The sequence below is a fragment of the Embleya sp. NPDC055664 genome, assembly GCF_053618075.1.
This window is the reverse complement of sequence record NZ_JBSHGZ010000011.1, coordinates 71,501-89,750: the sequence shown is the minus strand read 5'-3', so window position 1 is coordinate 89,750 and position 18,250 is coordinate 71,501. Positions and strand designations below refer to the sequence as shown.

At 72.2% G+C, this 18,250-nt stretch carries 18 protein-coding genes; 8 read left to right on the top strand and 10 right to left on the bottom strand.

What is annotated here, in order from left to right; genetic code table 11:
* Nucleotides 1-356 precede the first annotated feature (356 nt).
* Nucleotides 357-1,547: a Cmx/CmrA family chloramphenicol efflux MFS transporter gene (locus ACWGR4_RS20345; protein WP_452132220.1), complete on the top strand. Its 1,191-nt coding sequence runs from the start codon at nucleotides 357-359 to the stop codon at nucleotides 1,545-1,547.
* An 894-nt stretch (nucleotides 1,548-2,441) separates the two neighbouring features.
* On the opposite strand, the gene ACWGR4_RS20340 is transcribed toward ACWGR4_RS20345, so the two are convergent.
* The 4 genes from ACWGR4_RS20340 to ACWGR4_RS20325 all read right to left on the bottom strand — a co-directional run bounded on the left by ACWGR4_RS20340 (nucleotide 2,442) and on the right by ACWGR4_RS20325 (nucleotide 7,304).
* A complete protein-coding gene (locus ACWGR4_RS20340) occupies nucleotides 2,442-4,238 on the bottom strand; it encodes an SDR family oxidoreductase (RefSeq protein ID WP_452132221.1) in 1,797 nt (598 codons plus the stop codon).
* A 23-nt stretch (nucleotides 4,239-4,261) separates the two neighbouring features.
* The gene (locus tag ACWGR4_RS20335; protein WP_452132222.1) at nucleotides 4,262-5,134 is read right to left on the bottom strand and encodes a M24 family metallopeptidase; all 873 of its coding nucleotides are present in this window, start codon (nucleotides 5,132-5,134) and stop codon (nucleotides 4,262-4,264) included.
* A 31-nt stretch (nucleotides 5,135-5,165) separates the two neighbouring features.
* On the bottom strand, nucleotides 5,166-6,212 hold the full coding sequence (locus ACWGR4_RS20330; RefSeq protein ID WP_452132236.1) for a PDR/VanB family oxidoreductase: 1,047 nt from the start codon (nucleotides 6,210-6,212) through the stop codon (nucleotides 5,166-5,168).
* 129 nt (nucleotides 6,213-6,341) lie between these two features.
* Nucleotides 6,342-7,304 carry a metal-dependent hydrolase gene (locus ACWGR4_RS20325; RefSeq protein ID WP_380015241.1) on the bottom strand — a complete coding sequence of 321 codons (963 nt, stop codon included), beginning with the start codon at nucleotides 7,302-7,304 and terminating at the stop codon, nucleotides 6,342-6,344.
* Nucleotides 7,305-7,466: 162 nt separating this feature from the next.
* Between ACWGR4_RS20325 and ACWGR4_RS20320 the strand changes: the two genes are divergently transcribed.
* The 6 genes from ACWGR4_RS20320 to ACWGR4_RS20295 all read left to right on the top strand — a co-directional run bounded on the left by ACWGR4_RS20320 (nucleotide 7,467) and on the right by ACWGR4_RS20295 (nucleotide 13,008).
* Nucleotides 7,467-8,153 (top strand): TetR/AcrR family transcriptional regulator, encoded by a 687-nt coding sequence (locus ACWGR4_RS20320; protein WP_452132223.1) that lies wholly within the window; start codon nucleotides 7,467-7,469, stop codon nucleotides 8,151-8,153.
* A gap of 298 nt (nucleotides 8,154-8,451) precedes the next feature.
* Nucleotides 8,452-9,387 carry an ATP-binding cassette domain-containing protein gene (locus ACWGR4_RS20315; protein ID WP_380015247.1) on the top strand — a complete coding sequence of 312 codons (936 nt, stop codon included), beginning with the start codon at nucleotides 8,452-8,454 and terminating at the stop codon, nucleotides 9,385-9,387.
* Nucleotides 9,387-10,241, top strand: a complete 855-nt coding sequence (locus tag ACWGR4_RS20310; RefSeq protein ID WP_452132224.1) for an ABC transporter permease — start codon at nucleotides 9,387-9,389, stop codon at nucleotides 10,239-10,241. Before ACWGR4_RS20315 ends, ACWGR4_RS20310 begins: the two co-directional genes overlap by 1 nt.
* Entirely contained in the window at nucleotides 10,238-11,488 is a 1,251-nt protein-coding gene (locus ACWGR4_RS20305) for a sensor histidine kinase (RefSeq protein ID WP_452132225.1), read from the top strand. The genes ACWGR4_RS20310 and ACWGR4_RS20305 overlap by 4 nt, the downstream gene beginning before the upstream one ends.
* A 1-nt stretch (nucleotide 11,489) precedes the next feature.
* A complete protein-coding gene (locus tag ACWGR4_RS20300) occupies nucleotides 11,490-12,158 on the top strand; it encodes a response regulator (RefSeq protein WP_452132226.1) in 669 nt (222 codons plus the stop codon).
* Nucleotides 12,159-12,315: 157 nt separating this feature from the next.
* Entirely contained in the window at nucleotides 12,316-13,008 is a 693-nt protein-coding gene (locus ACWGR4_RS20295; protein WP_452132227.1) for an RraA family protein, read from the top strand.
* 91 nt (nucleotides 13,009-13,099) lie between these two features.
* Here ACWGR4_RS20295 and ACWGR4_RS20290 read toward each other — a convergent pair whose 3' ends face one another.
* From ACWGR4_RS20290 to ACWGR4_RS20275, 4 genes are all read right to left on the bottom strand, one after another.
* A complete protein-coding gene (locus ACWGR4_RS20290) occupies nucleotides 13,100-14,215 on the bottom strand; it encodes a PP2C family protein-serine/threonine phosphatase (RefSeq protein WP_452132228.1) in 1,116 nt (371 codons plus the stop codon).
* Nucleotides 14,216-14,438: 223 nt separating this feature from the next.
* Nucleotides 14,439-15,218, bottom strand: coding sequence for a VOC family protein (locus tag ACWGR4_RS20285; protein ID WP_452132229.1), 780 nt, complete (start codon nucleotides 15,216-15,218; stop codon nucleotides 14,439-14,441).
* A gap of 221 nt (nucleotides 15,219-15,439) precedes the next feature.
* A complete protein-coding gene (locus ACWGR4_RS20280) occupies nucleotides 15,440-15,901 on the bottom strand; it encodes a universal stress protein (RefSeq protein ID WP_439679893.1) in 462 nt (153 codons plus the stop codon).
* Nucleotides 15,902-15,964: 63 nt separating this feature from the next.
* Complete coding sequence (locus ACWGR4_RS20275) at nucleotides 15,965-16,165, bottom strand: DUF1918 domain-containing protein (protein WP_380015271.1); 201 nt, start codon at nucleotides 16,163-16,165, stop codon at nucleotides 15,965-15,967.
* Nucleotides 16,166-16,342: 177 nt separating this feature from the next.
* On the opposite strand from ACWGR4_RS20275, the gene ACWGR4_RS20270 reads away from it, so the two are divergent.
* A complete protein-coding gene (locus ACWGR4_RS20270) occupies nucleotides 16,343-16,804 on the top strand; it encodes an ATP-binding protein (protein ID WP_380015273.1) in 462 nt (153 codons plus the stop codon).
* Nucleotides 16,805-16,846: 42 nt separating this feature from the next.
* On the opposite strand, the gene ACWGR4_RS20265 is transcribed toward ACWGR4_RS20270, so the two are convergent.
* The gene (locus tag ACWGR4_RS20265) at nucleotides 16,847-17,809 is read right to left on the bottom strand and encodes a M56 family metallopeptidase (RefSeq protein WP_452132230.1); all 963 of its coding nucleotides are present in this window, start codon (nucleotides 17,807-17,809) and stop codon (nucleotides 16,847-16,849) included.
* The gene (locus ACWGR4_RS20260; RefSeq protein ID WP_452132231.1) at nucleotides 17,806-18,198 is read right to left on the bottom strand and encodes a BlaI/MecI/CopY family transcriptional regulator; all 393 of its coding nucleotides are present in this window, start codon (nucleotides 18,196-18,198) and stop codon (nucleotides 17,806-17,808) included. The genes ACWGR4_RS20265 and ACWGR4_RS20260 overlap by 4 nt, the downstream gene beginning before the upstream one ends.
* Nucleotides 18,199-18,250: the final 52 nt, after the last annotated feature.

Genomic DNA, 18,250 nt, shown 5'->3' with positions numbered 1-18,250 from the left:
TGCCTGATGCGGCATGATCATGCACGATCGAGACGGAAACGGCGGCCCATTTTCCGGCAGCCACCACCGGGTGCTCGGTGTTCGGTGTTCGATGTTCGGTCCTCGGCGCCGGGTGCCGGTGCCCGGTGAGGGCGAAAACCCGGTGGAGGTGCCGTGAACGGGGCTGGTAGCTTCGCTCCCGTGAGCAACCCCGAGTCGGACAGACGACGGCCGCCGGTGAGCCGGTGGCCGATCCCCTGTCGATGAGCTGAAGCCGCGTGGCCGCAATGGCCGCGGGCGTCCTCGGACATGGCCGCCACCGGTGTCGCCGGTGTCGAGCCGTGAGGTAATCCATCGGACGTCCATGGGGTTTCGTCATGCCATTCGCCGTATACGTGCTCGGGCTCGCGGTCTTTGCCCAGGGCACCTCGGAGTTCATGCTCTCCGGCCTGCTCTCGGGCATCGCCGACGATCTGCACGTGTCCATTCCCACCGCCGGACTGCTCACCTCGGCGTTCGCCGTCGGGATGGTGGTGGGCGCGCCCGCGATGGCGCTGGTCGGGCGCCGACAACCACGTCGCCGTGCACTGCTGTTCTTCCTGTGCGTGTTCATCGCCGCGCACGTGGTGGGCGCGCTCACCCCGAACTACCCGGTCCTGCTGGCCACTCGCGTCTTCGGCGCACTGGCCAACGCCGGCTTCTGGGCGGTCGCCCTGGTGACCGCGATCGACCTGGTCCGACCCGAACAGCGGGCCCGCGCCACCTCGGTGGTGGTCGGCGGCGTCACCATCGCGTGCGTGGTCGGCGTACCGGCCGGCGCGCTCCTGGGCGACCGGTGGGGCTGGCGCGCGGCGTTCTGGGCGGTGGCCCTGGTGTCGCTGCCGGCCGTACTCGCCATCGCCCGAACCATCCCGAACCACGCACCACCGGCGCACCCGGACCCGTCGGCAAACACCCGTCGCGAACTGCGCGCCCTGCTCACCCGGCCGCTGCTGTCGACCCTGTCGGTGATGGCCCTCGTCCAGGGCGCCACCTTCTGCGCGTTCTCCTACTTCGAGCCGGTGATCACCGAGGTCACCGGCCTGGCCGACGGCTGGGTCCCGATCGCCCTGGCCCTGTTCGGAGTCGGCTCGTTCGTCGGCGTCACCATCGCGGGCCGGATCGTCGACCGACGACCGACCCAGGTGATCGGATGGGGGATGGCGGCCTCGGCCGTCGGCTGGGCCCTGTTCGCGTACACAGCGGGCACCCCGTGGGCGGCGATCACCCTGGTCGCAATCCAGGGCATGCTCGCCTTCGCGACCGGAACGGCCTTGATCGCCCGCGTACTTCGCCTCTCCCAGGACACCTCCGGCCTGTCCGGCGCCCTGGCCACCTCCGCCTTCAACATCGGCGGCACCCTGGGCCCCTGGCTCGGCGGCCTGACGATCGACGCCAACCTCGGCTACCGAGCCCCCCTGGCAACCAGCGCAGCCCTCATGCTCCTGGCCCTGACGGCGGCAGCAACAACCCACCACCACCACGACCCCAAGCCCCACCAACTCCCCAAGCCCACGGCACACACCTGACCCAACCCAGGCCACCCGGCACCCGGGGTCGAGTGACTGCGGGTGGCCGGGCCGCCGCCGGCGTGCGGCGCTCCGAGCCTTGGGCTTGCGACGAGATGGGTGTGTTGGTCGGCGAAAACCGGCCGGCAGCGGCGGGGAGGGGAGGGGTCGGGTCGGTTTGCCGGGGGCTTTCCCGAGTGGGTTGGGTGTTTTCGGTGTGCGGTGGGCATTTGGGTGACGAGGGTTCACAAACCTGGACGGCGTGGGGTGCCGGAGCCTCGGCACGAGAGAAACCGCAGGTCAGTGCGAAGAGGAGCCGTTTCGACCGCCTCGGAATCCGGTTCCGGCATCCACTGGGCACTTTCGGTCTCCTCGACGGCTCCGTGAGGTCGCAGTGCCCGAAGTCGGCTGTGACCGGGCCTTTTTGGCCTTCACACCGGCGTTGAGGGGGCCGGTGCACACGAAACCGGCACTCGACACCCGACTTTCCACCCCGACCACGCAAAACCGCAGGTCACCGAAGCTCCAAGCCCACAACCACCCGCCGAGATCCGGTTTCGAACCCCAGCCCCGCCCCAACGCCTCCAAAATGCCCTGACCCACTCGGGACGGCGCCCCGGCAGACTCGACCCGAGCACCCTCCCGCCCCGCCACAGCCGGCCGGTTTTCGCCGACCAACGCAGCTGTCTCGTCAGGAGCCCTCAGCCTCGGAACCCCGCACGCCGGCGGCGGCCCACGACCGACTCCGGCCGGCCCCGCATCGGCCTCCTGCAGCCATAAGCGCAACGCGCGCCGGGGACGCTCCGCCCGTGGCCGACTTGGTTCCTGGGTGTTCTGTGGCGACGGTTGCGCGGTGCCGGTGCCGGTGTCGGCGTTGAGGAGCGGGGGCCTGGGCACGATGAGTGGCGGGGGTGGTTACGCGATGCCTGCGCGGGCCAGTATTCGCATTGTTGTGGGGGATAGGCGGCTCAGCCACCAGGCGGCTCGGGCTTCCGGGGTTATTGGTGCCACCGCTTGGCGACGGCGGATTGCTCGGACGATTTGGTCTGCCACCTTTTCCGGAGGGTAGTTGCGGCGGGCATAGAGTCTGGATGCTCGTTCTCGGTGTGCGGCCTGGTCGCTGGTGCTCATTCCGGAGAACGTGGTGCTGCGGGTGATTCCGGTGTTGACGATGCCCGGGTGGATCGTGGTCACTCGCACGCCGGAGCCGGCCAGTTCGGCTCGTAGGCAGTCCGACAGCATGGCCACCGCCGCCTTGGTGGTCGCGTAGGCCGCCAGCAGTTTGGAGGGGGTGTACGCCGCCGCCGACGCGATGTTGACGATCTGTCCGCCCTCGCCGCGTTCGGCCAGCAGTGTGCCGAAGGCCCGGCAGCCGTGGATGACGCCCCACAGGTTGACGTCCAACACCCGCTTCCACTCGGCGTCGGTGGTGGCCAGGAACGTGCCGGCGTGGCCGACGCCCGCGTTGTTGACCACGATGTCCGGGACGCCGTGTGCCGCCGCGACCTTGGCCGCGAAGGCGTCCATGGCCGCGCCGTCGGACACGTCGACGCGGTACACGTGCGCCGAACGCCCGTACAGGCGGGCCAGTTCGGCGGTGCGTTCGGCTCCGGCCGGGTCGACGTCGCACACCACGATGTCGGCGCCCTGTTCGGCGAACGCGATTGCGGTGGCTCGGCCGATTCCGCCGCCCGCGCCGGTGATCAGGGCGAGCCGGCCCGCGAACGGGTCCTTTCCGGGCGCCCGTTCGCCGTGCCGGGCGGCGTCGAGGCCGGGCGTCGTGGTGCCGTGGTCGATGTGTGCGGCGAATTCGCGGGTCATCCGGGCCACGGTCGGGCCTTTCTCCAGAAGGGCGGACCAGTGGCCTGCCGCGAGCGTGCGCCGCCACAACCGAGGCACCCAGCGGTCCAGGTCCTCGGACAGCGCCGCACCGACATACGGATCGTCGGCGAGGGTGATCAGCTGCACCGGCACGGTCGTCTCGCGCCGCCCCGGAAGCAACATCCGGGGCAGCATGTTGGCCCGGTACAGCTCGATGCCGCGTACCGCGTCGTCGACGAGCGTGGCCTGCGGGTGATCCGCGCGCGGCCGCACCCCCTCGGCCCGGGCCAACAGCCCGCCCCAGCGCGCCGCCAGTCCCGACCGCCAGGCCGCGGGGGCGAGGAACGGCAGGTGGAACACCGCGATATACCAGGAACGCGCCGACTGAGCCGCGAGTTGGCGCAGATGCCGTGGCGTGGGCCGGGCCAGTCGGCGTCCGGCCCAGTGTCCGACGTGGTCCAGGCACGGCCCGGAGATCGAGGTGTACGAGGCGATCCGGCGTGGCCCGGCCCGGTCGGTGACCGCCTCCCACGCCTGGATCGAACCCCAGTCGTGGGCGAGCACGTGCGCCGGCCGTTCCGGGCTCACCGCGTCCAGCACGGCGAACAGGTCGGCGGCCAACTGCTCCAGCCGATAGCCGTATCGACTCCCGGGCACCCCCGACGCCCCCGCGCCACGCACGTCGTAGCGCACCACCCGGTGGTCGTGTGCCAGATCGGCGGCCACGTCGTCCCACACGTGGTGGGTGTCCGGGTAGCCGTGCACCAGCAGCACCAACGGGCCGTCCGTCGGCCCCTGTTCGTATACCGCGAGCCGGACCCCACCGGAGACGACGGTCCGAGCGCGCACGACGCCGACCTCCCCGACCGCCTCCACGACACCTTCGTTCACGACCCCCTCGGAGGCCCCCGGCGTCATCGCGACCCCCCTTCGCGCAACCGCCGCACGTGCGGCACGTCGTCGTCGAGCCAGTACGCGTCGTCGTCGGTGACCACCAGCAACTCCTCGAATTTGGCCCCCACCGCGCGCAGCGCGATGTGCGGTTCCACCGCCCACAGGCCCGGCGTCGGCGCATGTCGCGACGCTCGACCGTCCGCCCACAGCGGCGAACGCCCGTGCAGCCGCTCGGCGATCAGCTCCCGACCGAGGGTGCGAATCGTGCGCACGCCGAAGCCGAGCACGTTCACCCCGATCGGTCTCCGCAAGGTGACCCGGGTGACCTGATGGGCGATCACCCGCCCCGGATAGACCCGATGCCGGTTGTCGTAGCCGTGCGCGACCGTCAGTGCGTCGACCGCCCGGTACACGTCGTCCAGCGGCCTGCGCCGGCGCACCTCGGCCACGATCAGCTCGCGGTAGGCGCCGAGATCGGCCACGACCCGGTCCCACACCGGGTTTTCGCCGACCTTGCCCGCGTAGCCGATGTCGCCCGTGTACCCGTCCACGATCGGCGCGCAGTCCAGCACGTACGGCATGCCCTCGGTCAGGACTCGACAGCTGGGGAAGAACTGCAGCGGGATACGGAAGTTGCGGAACGCGGTGCGGTCGCCGAACCACACGAACGGGATGTGGAAGCAGTCCCGGACACCCTCCGCCGCCAACTCCCGCCCGAGCCGCGCGGCGGTCTGCTGCTCGGTGACGCCCGGCTCGATCCAGGCCGCCACCCGCTCGGCGCACCGATACGCCAACCGCTGCACGTCGCGGAATCGATCCAGGTCGTCCTCGTCGTACCGGAACGCCGGCATGCCCCCGGGGCGCGCCGCCGGGACCTTGAGCCGTGTGCTCATCAACGCCGCCTTCCAAGCGAGATCATGCGCGTCACAGGTCGAGGACCAACCGCTCGCCCTCGGCGGCGCGGGAGACGCAGATCAGCATCGCGCCGGCCGCGCGTTCGTCGTCGGTCAGGCGCAGGTCGCGGTGCTGCACCGTGCCGGCCACCACGTTGACCCGACACACGCCGCAAAAGCCCTGCCGGCAGGAGTAGGCGGTGTCGGGATCGGCCTCGCGCAGCACATCGAGCGCCGGCCGATCGGCCGGTATCGGCAACTCGATGCCGCTGCGCCGCAGGCGGAGCGTGAACGGGTGGCCGTCGATCACCGGCGCCGGCGCAAAACGTTCGAAGTGCAGGCCCACCGCCGGACTTGCCTCGACGGCCTCGCGTACGGCGGCCAGCATCGGTGCCGGCCCGCAGCAGTACACCGCAGCCCCGGCAGGCGCGCGGCCGAGCAGTTCGGCGCAGTCCGGCGGGCCCTCCTCGTCGTCCGCGCGCACCTCGAAGCGGCCCTCGGCGGCGCCCAGTTCCGCCAGTTCGGCGCCGAACGGCAGCGACTCGCGGGTGCGTCCGAGGTGGATCAGCCGCCAGTCCGATCCGACCCGCGCGGCCCGACGCACCATCGGCAGGATCGGGGTGATGCCGATGCCGCCGGCCAGGAACAACACGGCGGGTTCGGCGGCGAACGGAAACGCGTTGCGAGGACCGGCGGTTCGCAGCGTGGCGCCCACCGGCAACGCGTCGTGCATCTCGATCGATCCGCCGCCGCCCGCGGCCAGCCGGCGCACCGCGATCCGATAGGTGTAGCGGTCCTCGGGGTCGCCGCACAGCGAGTAGTGCCGGCGACGTCCGGACGGCAGCAACAGGAGCAGGTGCGCACCCGGCTGCCAGCGGGGCAGTCGGCCACCGGCCGGTGCGGTCAGCCGCAGGGAGACCACGTCCTCGGCCTCGACGACCCGTTCGCGCACCACCAGTTCGAGCGCGTCGGGGCGCACGGCGGGGGTGTTCGGCGCGCCCACCCGGGCCGCCCGCCGCCCGCGCCGGGCGATCGCCTCGGTGTGGACGCGGCCGAGCACGGTCAGCGCCCGCATCATCCGGTCGCCGCGCTCGCGCCCGTACAGGTCCGTCGGTGGCGTGATCGGCTCCGACGGCGCGGAAGTCGGCGGTATGGATGGATTCATCGGCATCCTCGGTGTCCGGATCGAAAGGGGTATCGCAGCGAACTACCGCGCAGCCGCCCGCGCCGCCGGAGATCGGGCCAGATACGCCACCGCCTGCCCGGTCGAGCCCTCCTGGGTCGGGTGGTAGCGCGGTTTGACGTACCGCGCGGCGGAGCGGGCCGCGCCGGTCAGCCCCGGCAACAACCCGCGCCGCGACGCCTGTACGTACGCGCGCCACGTGGGCCGGGCCCGGCCCTCCAGGTCGGGGTCGGCCAGCATCAGGAAGCGCACGCCGCGCACCCACATCCAGGTGAGCACCGGTCCGGTGACCGCCATCGTGCGCATCCGGCGCAGATAGCCAGGGTCGAGGTGGACCAGCAAGTCGTAGGCCACGCTGCGGTGTTCCACCTCCTCGGCGCCGTGCCAGCGGAGCAGGTCCAGCATCACCGGGTCGACCCCGGCCCGGTCCAGGCCGGGCGCGTCGAGCACCCAGTCGCCGAGGAACGCGGTGAAGTGCTCGATCGCGGCGATGATCGCGACCCGCTCGATCAGGTGCTCGCGCCCGGCCGGGCCGGTGAGGTCGTCCCGGCCGGCGAGCACGCGGTGGAAGAGCCACTCCACCTGGCGCACGAACGGCGCCGGGTCCAGGCCCTTGGCGAGCAGCAGGTCGAGCACGCCCTGGTGGGCCTCGGCGTGTACGGACTCCTGGCCGATGAAGCCGATCACGTCCTCGCGCAGCCGCTCGTCGGTGACCAGCGGCAACGCCTCCCGGAAGGTGCGCACGAACCAGCGCTCGCCCTCGGGCAGCAGCAGGTGCAGCACGTTCATGGTGTGTGTGGCCATCGGCTCCTGCGGGACCCAGTGCATCGGCAGGCGCGACCAGTCGAAGCGCACGTCGCGCGGGTTGAGCGCGAGGTCGTGGTGCTCGTCGGCGCGAACGGCCGGACCCCTGGCCGGGGTTCGGGCCGAGTGACGGTCGCGGTGGTCGCGGCGGGGGAGCGGTGGGCCGGGGGGAGCCGAGGACATGACGGTGCTCCTTCGTGGGGAACTCTTGCTGCCTCTCTGGTCACCTGTCTTGTTACCTCACAGTAGGGAGTGTTGAATAAAAGTCAATACTTCGAGCGCCCGCCGGTTTCGATACTCTGCGCGTACCCGCCGCCGTCGCCGCGACCGAAACCAGGCCCCGATTTGAACAAGAGTCAACGATCCCGCACGGAGGGTCGCCGAACCCCGCCCGACTCCGAGCGCTCGCAGGCCCGGCGCGCCGAACTCGTGGCCATCGGGCGCCAGTTGTTCGCGAACACCTCCTACGACGCGCTGTCCGTGGACGAGATCGCGACCCGGGCCAACGTCGCCAAGGGCCTGCTCTACTACTACTTCCGGAACAAGCGCGGCTACTACGTCGCGGTGATCGAGGACTCCGTCGCCGACCTGGTCGCCCGCGCCCGCAGCGACGCCGACCAACCCGCGGCCGACCGGCTGCGCAAGGTGCTGGACGGCTATCTGCGCTTCGCCCAGGGCAACGAGGCCGCCTACCGCACCGTGGTCAGCGGGGGCGTGGGCTTCGACACCGACGTGCTCACCATCCGCGAACGGGTCCGCGAGGAGATGCTCATCTCGCTCGCCGACGGCGCCTACGGCCGCGTCGACCTGTCGCCGATCGCCCGCGCCGCGCTGGTGGGTTGGCTGTACTGCGTCGAGGGGGTCACGCTGGACTGGCTGGCCCGGGGGGAGTTGGCCCGCGAGGAGGTCCACAACCTGCTGGTGATGCTGCTGATGGACACGTTCGTCACCATCGCCGACCTCGACCCGGCGTGGCAACCACCCGAGGCCGCCCTCGCCCTGCAGCGCGCGCGGAAGCAGCAGCCGGACTAGGTGGAGCCCGACGGGAGATTGAAGACACGCCCTGGCAAGGATCGACGCCCCACAGCGCTCGACCCGCACTCGCCCCGCGCCGGACCCCCACTCCACCCCCACCCGACCCCCACTCCCCCCGGGTCATCCCCGGGGCGTACCCGTTCACCCTCCGGGCGCACGTCCACGCCCCAAAGGTTCGTCCGCACGGCGATCGTCACGGCCGTACCGATTCCCTACCGTCGAGGGCATACCGGGCACCCGCCCGGCGGCCCTCCCCGGGGAGGCGTCGACGCACCGGAGCCGCGGAGATCCAGCGATGATCACAGCCGAAGCACTGACCAAACGCTACGGTCCCAAGACCGCCGTGGAGGGGTTGAGCTTCACCGTCCGTCCCGGCGTGGTCACCGGCTTCCTGGGTCCCAACGGCGCCGGCAAGTCCACCACCATGCGGATGATCCTGGGCCTGGACCGCCCCACCTCCGGCTCGGTCACCGTCAACGGTCGCCGCTACGCCGACCATCCGGCCCCGCTGCACGAGGTCGGCGCGCTCTTGGAGGCGAAGGCGGTACACACCGGCCGCTCGGCGTACCACCACCTGCTGTCCATGGCCGCCACCACCGGCATCCCCACCCGTCGGGTGCACCAGGTGATTCGGATGGTCGGCCTGGACGAGGTGGCCCGCAAGCGGGTCGGCGGCTTCTCGCTCGGCATGGGCCAGCGCCTCGGCATCGCCACCGCACTGCTCGGCGACCCGGCGACGCTGGTCCTGGACGAACCGGTCAACGGCCTCGACCCCGAGGGCGTGTTGTGGATTCGTACCCTGCTCAAGTCGCTCGCCGCCGAGGGACGTACGGTCTTCCTGTCCTCGCACCTGATGAGCGAGATGGCGCTCACCGCCGAGCACCTGATCGTGGTCGGTCGGGGCCGGCTGATCGCCGACACGTCGGTCGCGGACTTCATTGCGGGCGCCGCGCCCGACCTGGTCCGGGTCCGCACCCCCGACGCCGACCGGCTGCGCGCGCTGCTGTTCGGGCCCGAGGTGCGGATCGCTACCGAGGAGCGCGACGTGTTGGAGGTCAGCGGGGTCTCCAGCGACGACATCGGCCGGATCGCGGCGGCGCACGGCATCACCCTGTTCGAACTGGTCCCGCATCGGGTGTCCCTGGAGGAGGCGTTCATGGAGTCGACACGCGACGCGGTCGAGTATCGGGTCGGCGACCCGTCGGGTGGGACACAGGGCAGGGCCGCCTGATGTCGACCACGATCACCCCCGGCGCCCCCGCTCCCACGCCCACCCCCGACTTCGTCTCCCGCGCCGCCGGGCGCGGCCGGGTCACCTTCGTCCGTGTGCTCCACGCCGAATGGATCAAACTGCGCAGCCTGCGCTCGACGTTCTGGGTCCTGGTCGCCGCGGTCTTCGTGGTGATCGCGCTCGGCCTGCTGGTCACCTCCGGCACGGTCGACCGCCGGCCGGACACCGGTGCCGCCGAGCGGGCGCGGTTCTCCGCGCCCAACGCGAGCCTGACCGGCCTCTACCTCGCCCAGTTGGCCATCGGCGTACTCGGTGTGCTGGTGATCACCGGGGAGTACGCCACCGGCTCGATCCGGGCCACGATGTCCGCGGTGCCGTACCGCCTGCCCGTGTTGTGGGCCAAGGCCGTCGTCTTCGGCGCGGTCACCTTCGCACTGATGCTGGTCACCTCCCTGATCGCGTTCCTGGCCGGGCAGGCGGTGCTGAGCAAGGAGCACATCGACGTCGCACTCGGCGACCCGGGCGTGCCGCGCGTGGTGATCGGCGTGGCCCTCTACCTCGCGATCACCGGCATCCTGGCGATCGGCGTCGGCGCCATCGTGCGCAACGCCGCCGGCGGCATCGCGATCGTGTTCGGCCTGCTGCTCGTGCTGCCCCAGGTGGTGCAGGCCCTGCCGACCGCGTGGCAGGACCACATCACCAAATACCTGCCCAGCGAGGCCGGTCAGGCGTTCACCCGCTGGCATCCGTCGGCGGACGCGCTGTCCCCGAACACGGGCATCACGGTTTTCGCGCTCTACGCCGCGGCGACCCTCGCGGCAGCGGCGGTGTTGTTGCGCAGGCGCGACGCATGAGTACGGCACGGCGCATCGAAACGGCGCTACGGCGGGACGGCGGCGGGCATGGGCTCGCCGCCGTCCCGGCGCGCGTGATGACCTTCACCCGCAGGCATCCGATCTGGGCCGACACCACCGTGGCGGTGGGCCTGGTGCTCATTTTCGAGTCCGGCAACCTGATGCGGCTGTCCGCCTGGTCGGTGGTCGGGCTGGCCCTGATCCTGCCGCTCGCGCTGCGCCGCCGGGCCCCGGTGGCGGTGTTCGCGGTGATCGCGACCGTGGCCCTGATCCAGTGGATCATCGACGCGCGCACGGGCGCGGACGCGAGCCTGCTCATCGCGCTGTACACGGTTGCCGCCACCCAGGACCGGCGCCGCACGGTGTACGCGCTGGCCGTGGTCGAGGTCGGCATCCTGCTGGCCGTCGGGAGCTGGACCCTGGACGGCTACCGCTTCGGCGCGTTCGTCGGACTGAGCGCGATGGCCGTCACGGCGGTGGTGCTGGGCGCGAACCTGCGCACCCGACGGCGCTACCTGGCCGCCCTGGAGGACCGCGCCCACCGCCTGGAGCGCGACCAGGAACAGCAGGCCCAACTCGCCGTAGCGGCCGAACGCGCGCGGATCGCCCGGGAGATGCACGACATCGTCACGCACAACCTGTCGGTGATGGTCGCCCTCGCCGACGCCGCCGCGATGACCGTGCGCAGTACGCCCGACCGATCCGCGACGGCGATGGAGCAGGTCTCCGGCACCGGCCGGCAGGCGCTCACCGAGATGCGTCGCTTCCTGGGCGTGCTGCGCGAGGACGAACCGGACGCGGCTCGGCACCCGCAGCCCGACCTGGCCCGGCTCGGCGCGCTGGCCGAACAGGTCCGCGCGGCGGGCCTGCCGACCACGCTGACCATCCAGGGCGACACCCGCGAGGTGCCGCAGGGTGCCCAACTCGCGGTGTACCGGCTCGCCCAGGAGGCCCTGACCAACACCCTCAAGCACGCCGAACCCGGCGCGAACGCCCGGATCCGGGTGTGGAGTTCGCCCGATCGCCTGGAACTGAGCGTGGTCGACGACGGCCGCCCGAGCGCATTCGCCACCGCCGGCGGCACCACCGGCGCCGCGGCTACCGCCACCACCGGCACCGGCACCGGCATCGCCGGCATGCGTGAGCGCGCCGCCGTCTACGGTGGCGAAGTGGCGGCCGGACCGCTGCCCGGCGGCGGCTGGCGCGTGTCGGCCGTACTGCACCTGACCGACCCGGGAGGATCCTGACGTGGCCATCGACGTACTGGTGGTGGACGACCAGCCGCTGCTGCGGATGGCGTTCACGATGGTTCTGGGCGCCCAGGACGACATGAGCGTGGCCGGCGAGGCCGACTGCGGCGAGGAGGCCGTGCGCCTGGCCGAACGCACCCGTCCCGACGTGGTGTTGATGGACGTGCGGATGCCCGGCATGGACGGCATCGAGGCCACCCGGCTGATCACCGAGCGCTGCCCCGACACCAGGGTGCTCATCCTGACCACGTTCGACCTGGACGAGTACGCGTTCGCCGGACTGCGCGCCGGCGCCTCCGGCTTCCTGCTCAAGAACGCGCTGCCCGCCGAACTGCTCGCTGCGATCCGCTCGGTGGCGGCCGGCGACGCGGTGGTCGCGCCCCGGGTCACCCGCCGCCTCCTGGAGACCTTCGCCCACCGCCTGCCCGAACACGACGCCGCCCCCGGCGCCGAGGACCCGCGCCTGGGCGGCCTGACCGAACGCGAACGCGGCGTCCTGGTCGAGATGGCCCGCGGCCTGTCCAACGCCGAGATCGCCGCCCGCCTCCAGCTGTCCGACGCCACCATCAAGACCCACGTCAGTCGGGTCCTGGCCAAACTCGGCGTCCGCGACCGGGTCCAGGCGGTGGTGGTCGCCTACGAAAGCCGCCTCGTGCAACCCCTGTGAATGCCGTCTCGTGCAACCGCCGTGATGCGCGCGGCCCGACCGCCGGGTGTGCCGAGTGCGTCGACGGAGGGTGGGCGGGTGGGTAGCATCATGAGACTGACTTGTCGTATTCGGGCGCGCCGTCGACGGCGACGGTGCCGAGCCACGGAGAACGCACATGCTCAAGGCATTCGCGGACCTGTCCACACCCCTCGTGGCCGACGCCTGCGTCCGGGTCGACGCACCGCTGCGCATCGCGCCGCCCGGGATTCGGGCGGTGGTTCCCGGGCAGCGGATCGCCGGGCGGGTGTTGCCGGTTCGGCACTACGGGAGCGTGGACGTGTTCCTGGAGGCGTTCGGCGCGGTCGCGCCGGGTGACGTGCTGGTGATCGACAACAGCGGTCGGGTCGACGAGGCGTGTGTGGGCGATCTGGCGGTGTTGGAGGCCGAGGCGGCGGGGGTGGCGGCGCTGGTGGTGTGGGGGCTGCACCGCGATACGCCGGAACTGGTCGAGATCGGGCTGCCGGTGTTCAGCTACGGCGCCTACCCGCCGGGACCGACCCGGCTGGACGAGCGTGAGCCCGAGGCGCTGACCTCGGCCCGGATCGGGCCGCACACGGTGGGCGTCGACGACGTGGTGTTCGGCGACGAGGACGGCGTCCTGTTCGTCGCCGCCGACCGGGTCGAGGAGGTCCTGGCCACCGCCCACCGCATCCACGACACCGAACGCGAACAGGCCCGCCGCATCCGCTCCGGCGACACCCTGCGCGAGCAGACCACCTTCGCCGACTACCTCTCCCGCCGCGCCGCCGACCCGTCGTACACGTTCCGGCAACACCTGCGCCGCACGGGCGGCGCGATCGAGGAGTAGCCGAGGGGCAGCGGTCGGCGCGCGCCGGCGTTCGGCGGCGGGGCGCGGCGTCCCGGGGCCGGTACACGGTTGCCACACGGTCGGCCGGCGGTCAGCGGGCCGGCGGGCGGCACAGCGCCAGCACCAGCGCGTCGTCGGTCAGGCGCAGCGTGCCGACGTGTCGCCGCAGGTCGTCGCCCAGCCGCTCGACCGCGGCCACCGGATCCGCCGCGATCGGCCGCTCTCCGCCGAGCAGCGCCTCGATCCGCTCGACCAGCGGATAGTGCCGGCCCCTCGCGTCCCGGGCGTCGGCGAAGCCGTCGGTCATCAGCAGCAGCAGGTCGCCCGCGCCGAACGGCACCTCCCACTCGGGCGGCGTGCCCGGGTCCAGCTCGCCCAGACCCAGCGGCAGGCCCGGATCGGGCGGCTCCAGCACATGCACCGTGCCGTCCGCCCGGATCGCCACCGGCTGCTCATGGCCCCGGTGTACGAACGCCACCTGCTCGGCCCGCACCTCGACGAGCAGCGCGGTCACGAAGCGGTCGGCCGGCGCGTTGCGGGTCACACTGGCGTCCACCCGGCGGGCCACCGCGCTCAGTTCCGGCTCGTCGTACGCCGCCTCGCGAAACGCGCCGATCGTGATCGAGGCGGTCCGCACCGCCCCCAGCCCCTTCCCGAGCACGTCGCCGATGATCAGCCGCACCCCGAACTGGGTGTCGAGCGCGATGTACAGATCCCCGCCCAGCTCCGCCCCCTCGGCCACCGCGAAGTAGCGCACCGCCAAGCGCAGGCCGCCGAGGCCGTCGGTCGGCGGCATCAGGATCGCGCGCTGCGCCGCGACGGCCACCTCGGAGACCGCGACCAATGCCCGCTCGTGCCGTATCCGGGCGGCGGACAGGTACATCGCCAGCGCCGTGGCCATCACGTACATCCACGTGCTGATGTTGAACAGGTCGTGGTACTCGGGCCCGAGATAGCCGTCCACCGACGCCAGCCAGTAGCGCAGCGGCAGGGAGACGCCGCCGATGACGAGAATCGCCAGGGGCGGCGCGGTGGCGGCGGCGAGGGTCGGTGCGAGCAGCAGGAACGGATAGAACACCATCGACGAACCCGTCGCCAGGTCCACGACGGTGACCACGACGAGGATGCCGACGGGCAGCGCGATCTGACGAAACAGCGACTGTGTCGCGGTTCCGGCCACGGGCTGCTGCGGCTCCCTGCTGCTCATCGGTGCGTCCATGGTCGCCCAGAATGTACTGGTATGCCGCACGTACAGCGCCCGCTGAACAGGTGACGACACTCGAACGGGCGGCCCGGCGAGGTGGGGGCGGGGGGCGGTGGGGAGCAGCGGGATCCGGGCGAACGCCGTCGGCGTCCCGGAGCCGTCGGGCCCGGGACGCCGATCGCGGCGCCGCCGAGCCGGGTGATCCGGGCCCTCGGCGCCACGCGGTCTACGCGGTTTGGTCCACGCTCTTGATGATGGCGAACGGTGCGCCGAACGGGTCGGTCAGCCACGCCAGTCGGCCCACGTCCGGGACGTCGGCGGCGGGCATCGTCACGGTGCCGCGGTTGCGCTCCGCCTTGGCGATCACGTCGTCGGGGTCGGCGACCTCGAAGTAGGCGATCCAGTGCGCGTCCTGGCCGTGCGGGTCGGGCACGATGCCGCCGAAGGAGGTCGCGTGCTGGTCGCCCTCGGCCGTGGACAGCACGTTGTACGTCATGCCCGGCATCTCGAACTGCTGCGTGCGCCAGCCGAACAGCTTCCCGTAGAAGGCGAGCGCGGCGGTGAGTTCCACGCCGTGCAGTTCGACCCAGGCCAGCGAGGTCGGCTTGCCGACCAGCTCCGCGCCCTGGAAGGTACCGGGCTGCCAGATCGCGAAATCGGCGCCCGCCGGGTCGGTGAGCGGCGACATCCGACCCATCTCCATCACGTCGAACGGTTCCACCCGCACCCGGCCGCCGCCGTCGGTCACGGCGCGGGCGGTCGCGTCGGCGTCGGGGCTCTTGAAGTAGACGGTCCAGGCGGACGAGGCGCCCTCCTCGGTCAGCGGCCCGAGTCCGGCGACCGGCTTGCCGTCCTGCTGGAAGAGGCCGTAGCCGCCGGCATCCTCGCCGGCCGACAGGAAGTCCCAGCCGAAGATCGTGGTGTAGAAACGCGCCGCCGCGTCGGTGTCGGGGCTGCCCAGGTCGAGCCAGTTCGGCGCGCCGGTCGCGTAGTCGGTGCTGAGCATGTCGCTCCTTCGCCGGACCTCGCTTCGGTCCGAATTGCCGCATATGTCATGAATTGCACGGACTCGACAAGTCTGACGCCGGACACCCGTTCCGCGCCTGCGCACGGGCGGGTGGTGGGCTGCGGTCGTGCTGCGGTCGCGCTGCGGTCGTGTCGAACGGGTGAGCGATCCGCCGGGAGGTCAGGGCGGGCGTGAGGTATGGGGGAGCGGGGGCTCAAGGCTCAGGGGATGACCGTGACCGGCCAACGGGCCGAGCGGACCAGGCGGATCGCGAGCGAGCCGACGAGGCGGTGGCCGAATCGTTCGGAGGCGCCGACGACCACCGCGTCCGCGCGGACCTGGTCGGCGAGTTTGGCGATCTCGTGCGCCACGTCGCCGTACGCCTCGACGAAGCGGTGGCGCACCCGCAACTCGGCGGCCCGCTTCGTGATGTAGTCGGCGACCTCGTGGACGGCCGACTCGTGCGCCTGCTCCATCACCCCGGCCCCCTCGGGGGTGGTGGCGGCGATGCCCATGGGGGCGCGGACGTAGACGGAGACCAACTCCGCGTCGCCGCGGCGGGCCTGCCCGAGGGCGTAGTCGGCGGCGCGGAGGGAAGTGCGGCTGCCGTCCACGCCGACGAGCACGGCGCGCGGTCCGTCCGTACCGAGTTCGAAGACGGGCGGCGACGCGGGGTCGGTCACGGGTGCTCCTCGGACATGGGGGTCGTGCGCACGCGTTCGAGGGGCGGGCGACGGCTTCCGAGGCTACCCCTGGTCGGGGGACTGGCGGTGTTCGACCACGCAGTCCGGGCCCGGGGACATGATCGATTCGTGGCCGTCCGCGGCGCGGATCCGGAAGGGCGGGGTACCGTTCGGGCCCAGCACCTCGACGATCTCGACGACGTGGTCCTGTTGGCCGACGACCCGGCCGTGGATGAGAAGGCGATCACCCTTGGTGGCATGCATGTCGACTGGCTCCTCTGGAGTGGGGTGGGAAGTCGATTCAGCCATCAGATCGTAACAGGATGATCACGGTGGGTGAAGGTCGGGAACGAGCCGTCGTCGATGGTGGTGGAGTCCCGAGCCGATCTCTCCTACAGTTCGTAGGACTTACGTGCTTCGCCCGGTGAGGGGATGTGTCGGATGGCGCAGCGTGCAGGCGGTGGGTCGGCCACCCCGGCGGATCCCGCGGAGCAGCCCGCGCTTCGGGGCGGTGCGGTCTTCGACGCGGTGGCGGCCGAGGTGCCTCGGGCCCGTCGGGTGCTGGCCTCGGCGCTGCGTCGGCGGCACGTGCACGAGGACGACGTACATACCGCGCAGCTGATCGTCTGCGAGTTGCTGAGCAACGCGATTCGGCACGGCAGTGGGCCGACGATGGACCTCGACGTGCGGATCGAGCCGACGCGGATCCACCTGGCGGTCCGCAGTCGGCACGCCCGGCCACGACGGCTGCCTCGGCCGAACGGCCCAGCGGAGGACAGCGAATGCGGTCGGGGGCTGCGCCTGGTCGAGGCGCTCGCGGTGGAGTGGGGGAGCCGGCCGGCGGCGGGCGAGCTGCTGGTGTGGGCGACGCTCGCGCGGACCGTGACGGGGGCGGGTGGGTGACGGGCGATCGGGCGGGGCCGGGCGGGTGTGGTGACGGCGGCGTCAGCGGTGTGCCGACTGGATCGGGTGGGGGCATGTGGTGGTGATGTGGCAGCGGAGCAGGGTCGTGCCGAAGTGGGTGGTGCCGGTCAGGGTTGCGCCGGTGATCAGGACGGTCATGGCCAGCGCGCTTGCCCGGACCGCCAGGTTGCGTCGGTGGGTGCCGGTCGGGCAGCCCTCCAGGAGCAGGCGGACCCGGCGTCCCGCGTAGGTCGGGGAGCGGCCGATCAGGTGGTGCGCCCCGCCGCTCGGGTCGGGTTCGCGGATCGGCCCGGCGAGTGCCGCCTTGCACACCGCGCTCGCCAGGACGACCGGGTCGTGGCCGTGCTCGATCGCCCATACGTCGGCGGCCCGTTCCAGTTGGAACGCCAACTCGTCGGCGGCCCGCGCGGTGCCGGGCAGGCAGCGGGCGAGCAGGCGGCACACCTCGGCGCCGGCCTGCCACCAGTGGTGGGCGCGGGAGATGTGGCCCAGCTCGTGTGCGAGACCGGCCGCCAACTCGTCGTCGTCGAGCGCCGCCAACGCGCCGGCGCTGACCACGATCGAGCGCTGCCGCCGGCCGACGGCCGCCATCAGCACCTCGCGGTCGCCGACCACGATGCTGCCGCCCGGGCCGGTCAGCGGCAGCGGGTGCAGGGGGGTGCGGGCGTCGCGCAGGCAGGTCCGGAGGCGGTGGGCGACCGCGGCCAGGGTCAGGAACGCCAGGCCGCCCAGGGCGAGTTCGGTGTCGCCGACGCCGGTGACCACCTGGTGCGGCAACTCCCGTACCCAGTGCGCGAAGCGCGGGGTGTCGGGCAGGCAGATCACCGCGGTGAGGACGAGGCCGATCGCCACTGCCGCGCGGGCCGCCAAGGCCGACGCCCAGACCGCCGCCGCGCCCACGGGACGGACCCGGTCCAGCGGCGCGAGGTGGGGAAGTACGATCGCCGCGCCCAGGAGCGCGGCCCAGACGGCGAGCGAACTCATCGGCCGTCGGGCCCGCGTTCGATCTCGATCCGGCGGGCCAGCGCACGCAGATCGGCCAACTCCGACGCGTCCAGACCGCCGACGAGTTGAGCCAGCGCCACCCGGCGGGCCGGTTCGGACGCCGCGGCGAGCGCCGAGGACACCGACGACGCCACATAGTCGGCCTCGGTCACCGTCGGCCGGTACACGAACGCCTGACCCTCCCGCGCCCTGGCCAACAGCCCCCGCTCGGCGAGGCGGTTGCACACGGTCTGAACGGTCGTATAAGCCCCGCGTGAGGACTCGGGCAGTTCGGACCTGATCCGCTCGACGGTGCCGGCCTCGATCCGCCACAACACGGCCATGATCTCGGCCTGCAACTCGCCCTGCACTCGCGGTGATTCGCCCATGCCCGTGTCCCTCCGTCCCCGGCTTCGCTCCCCCGGCTCCGTACCCCGCACC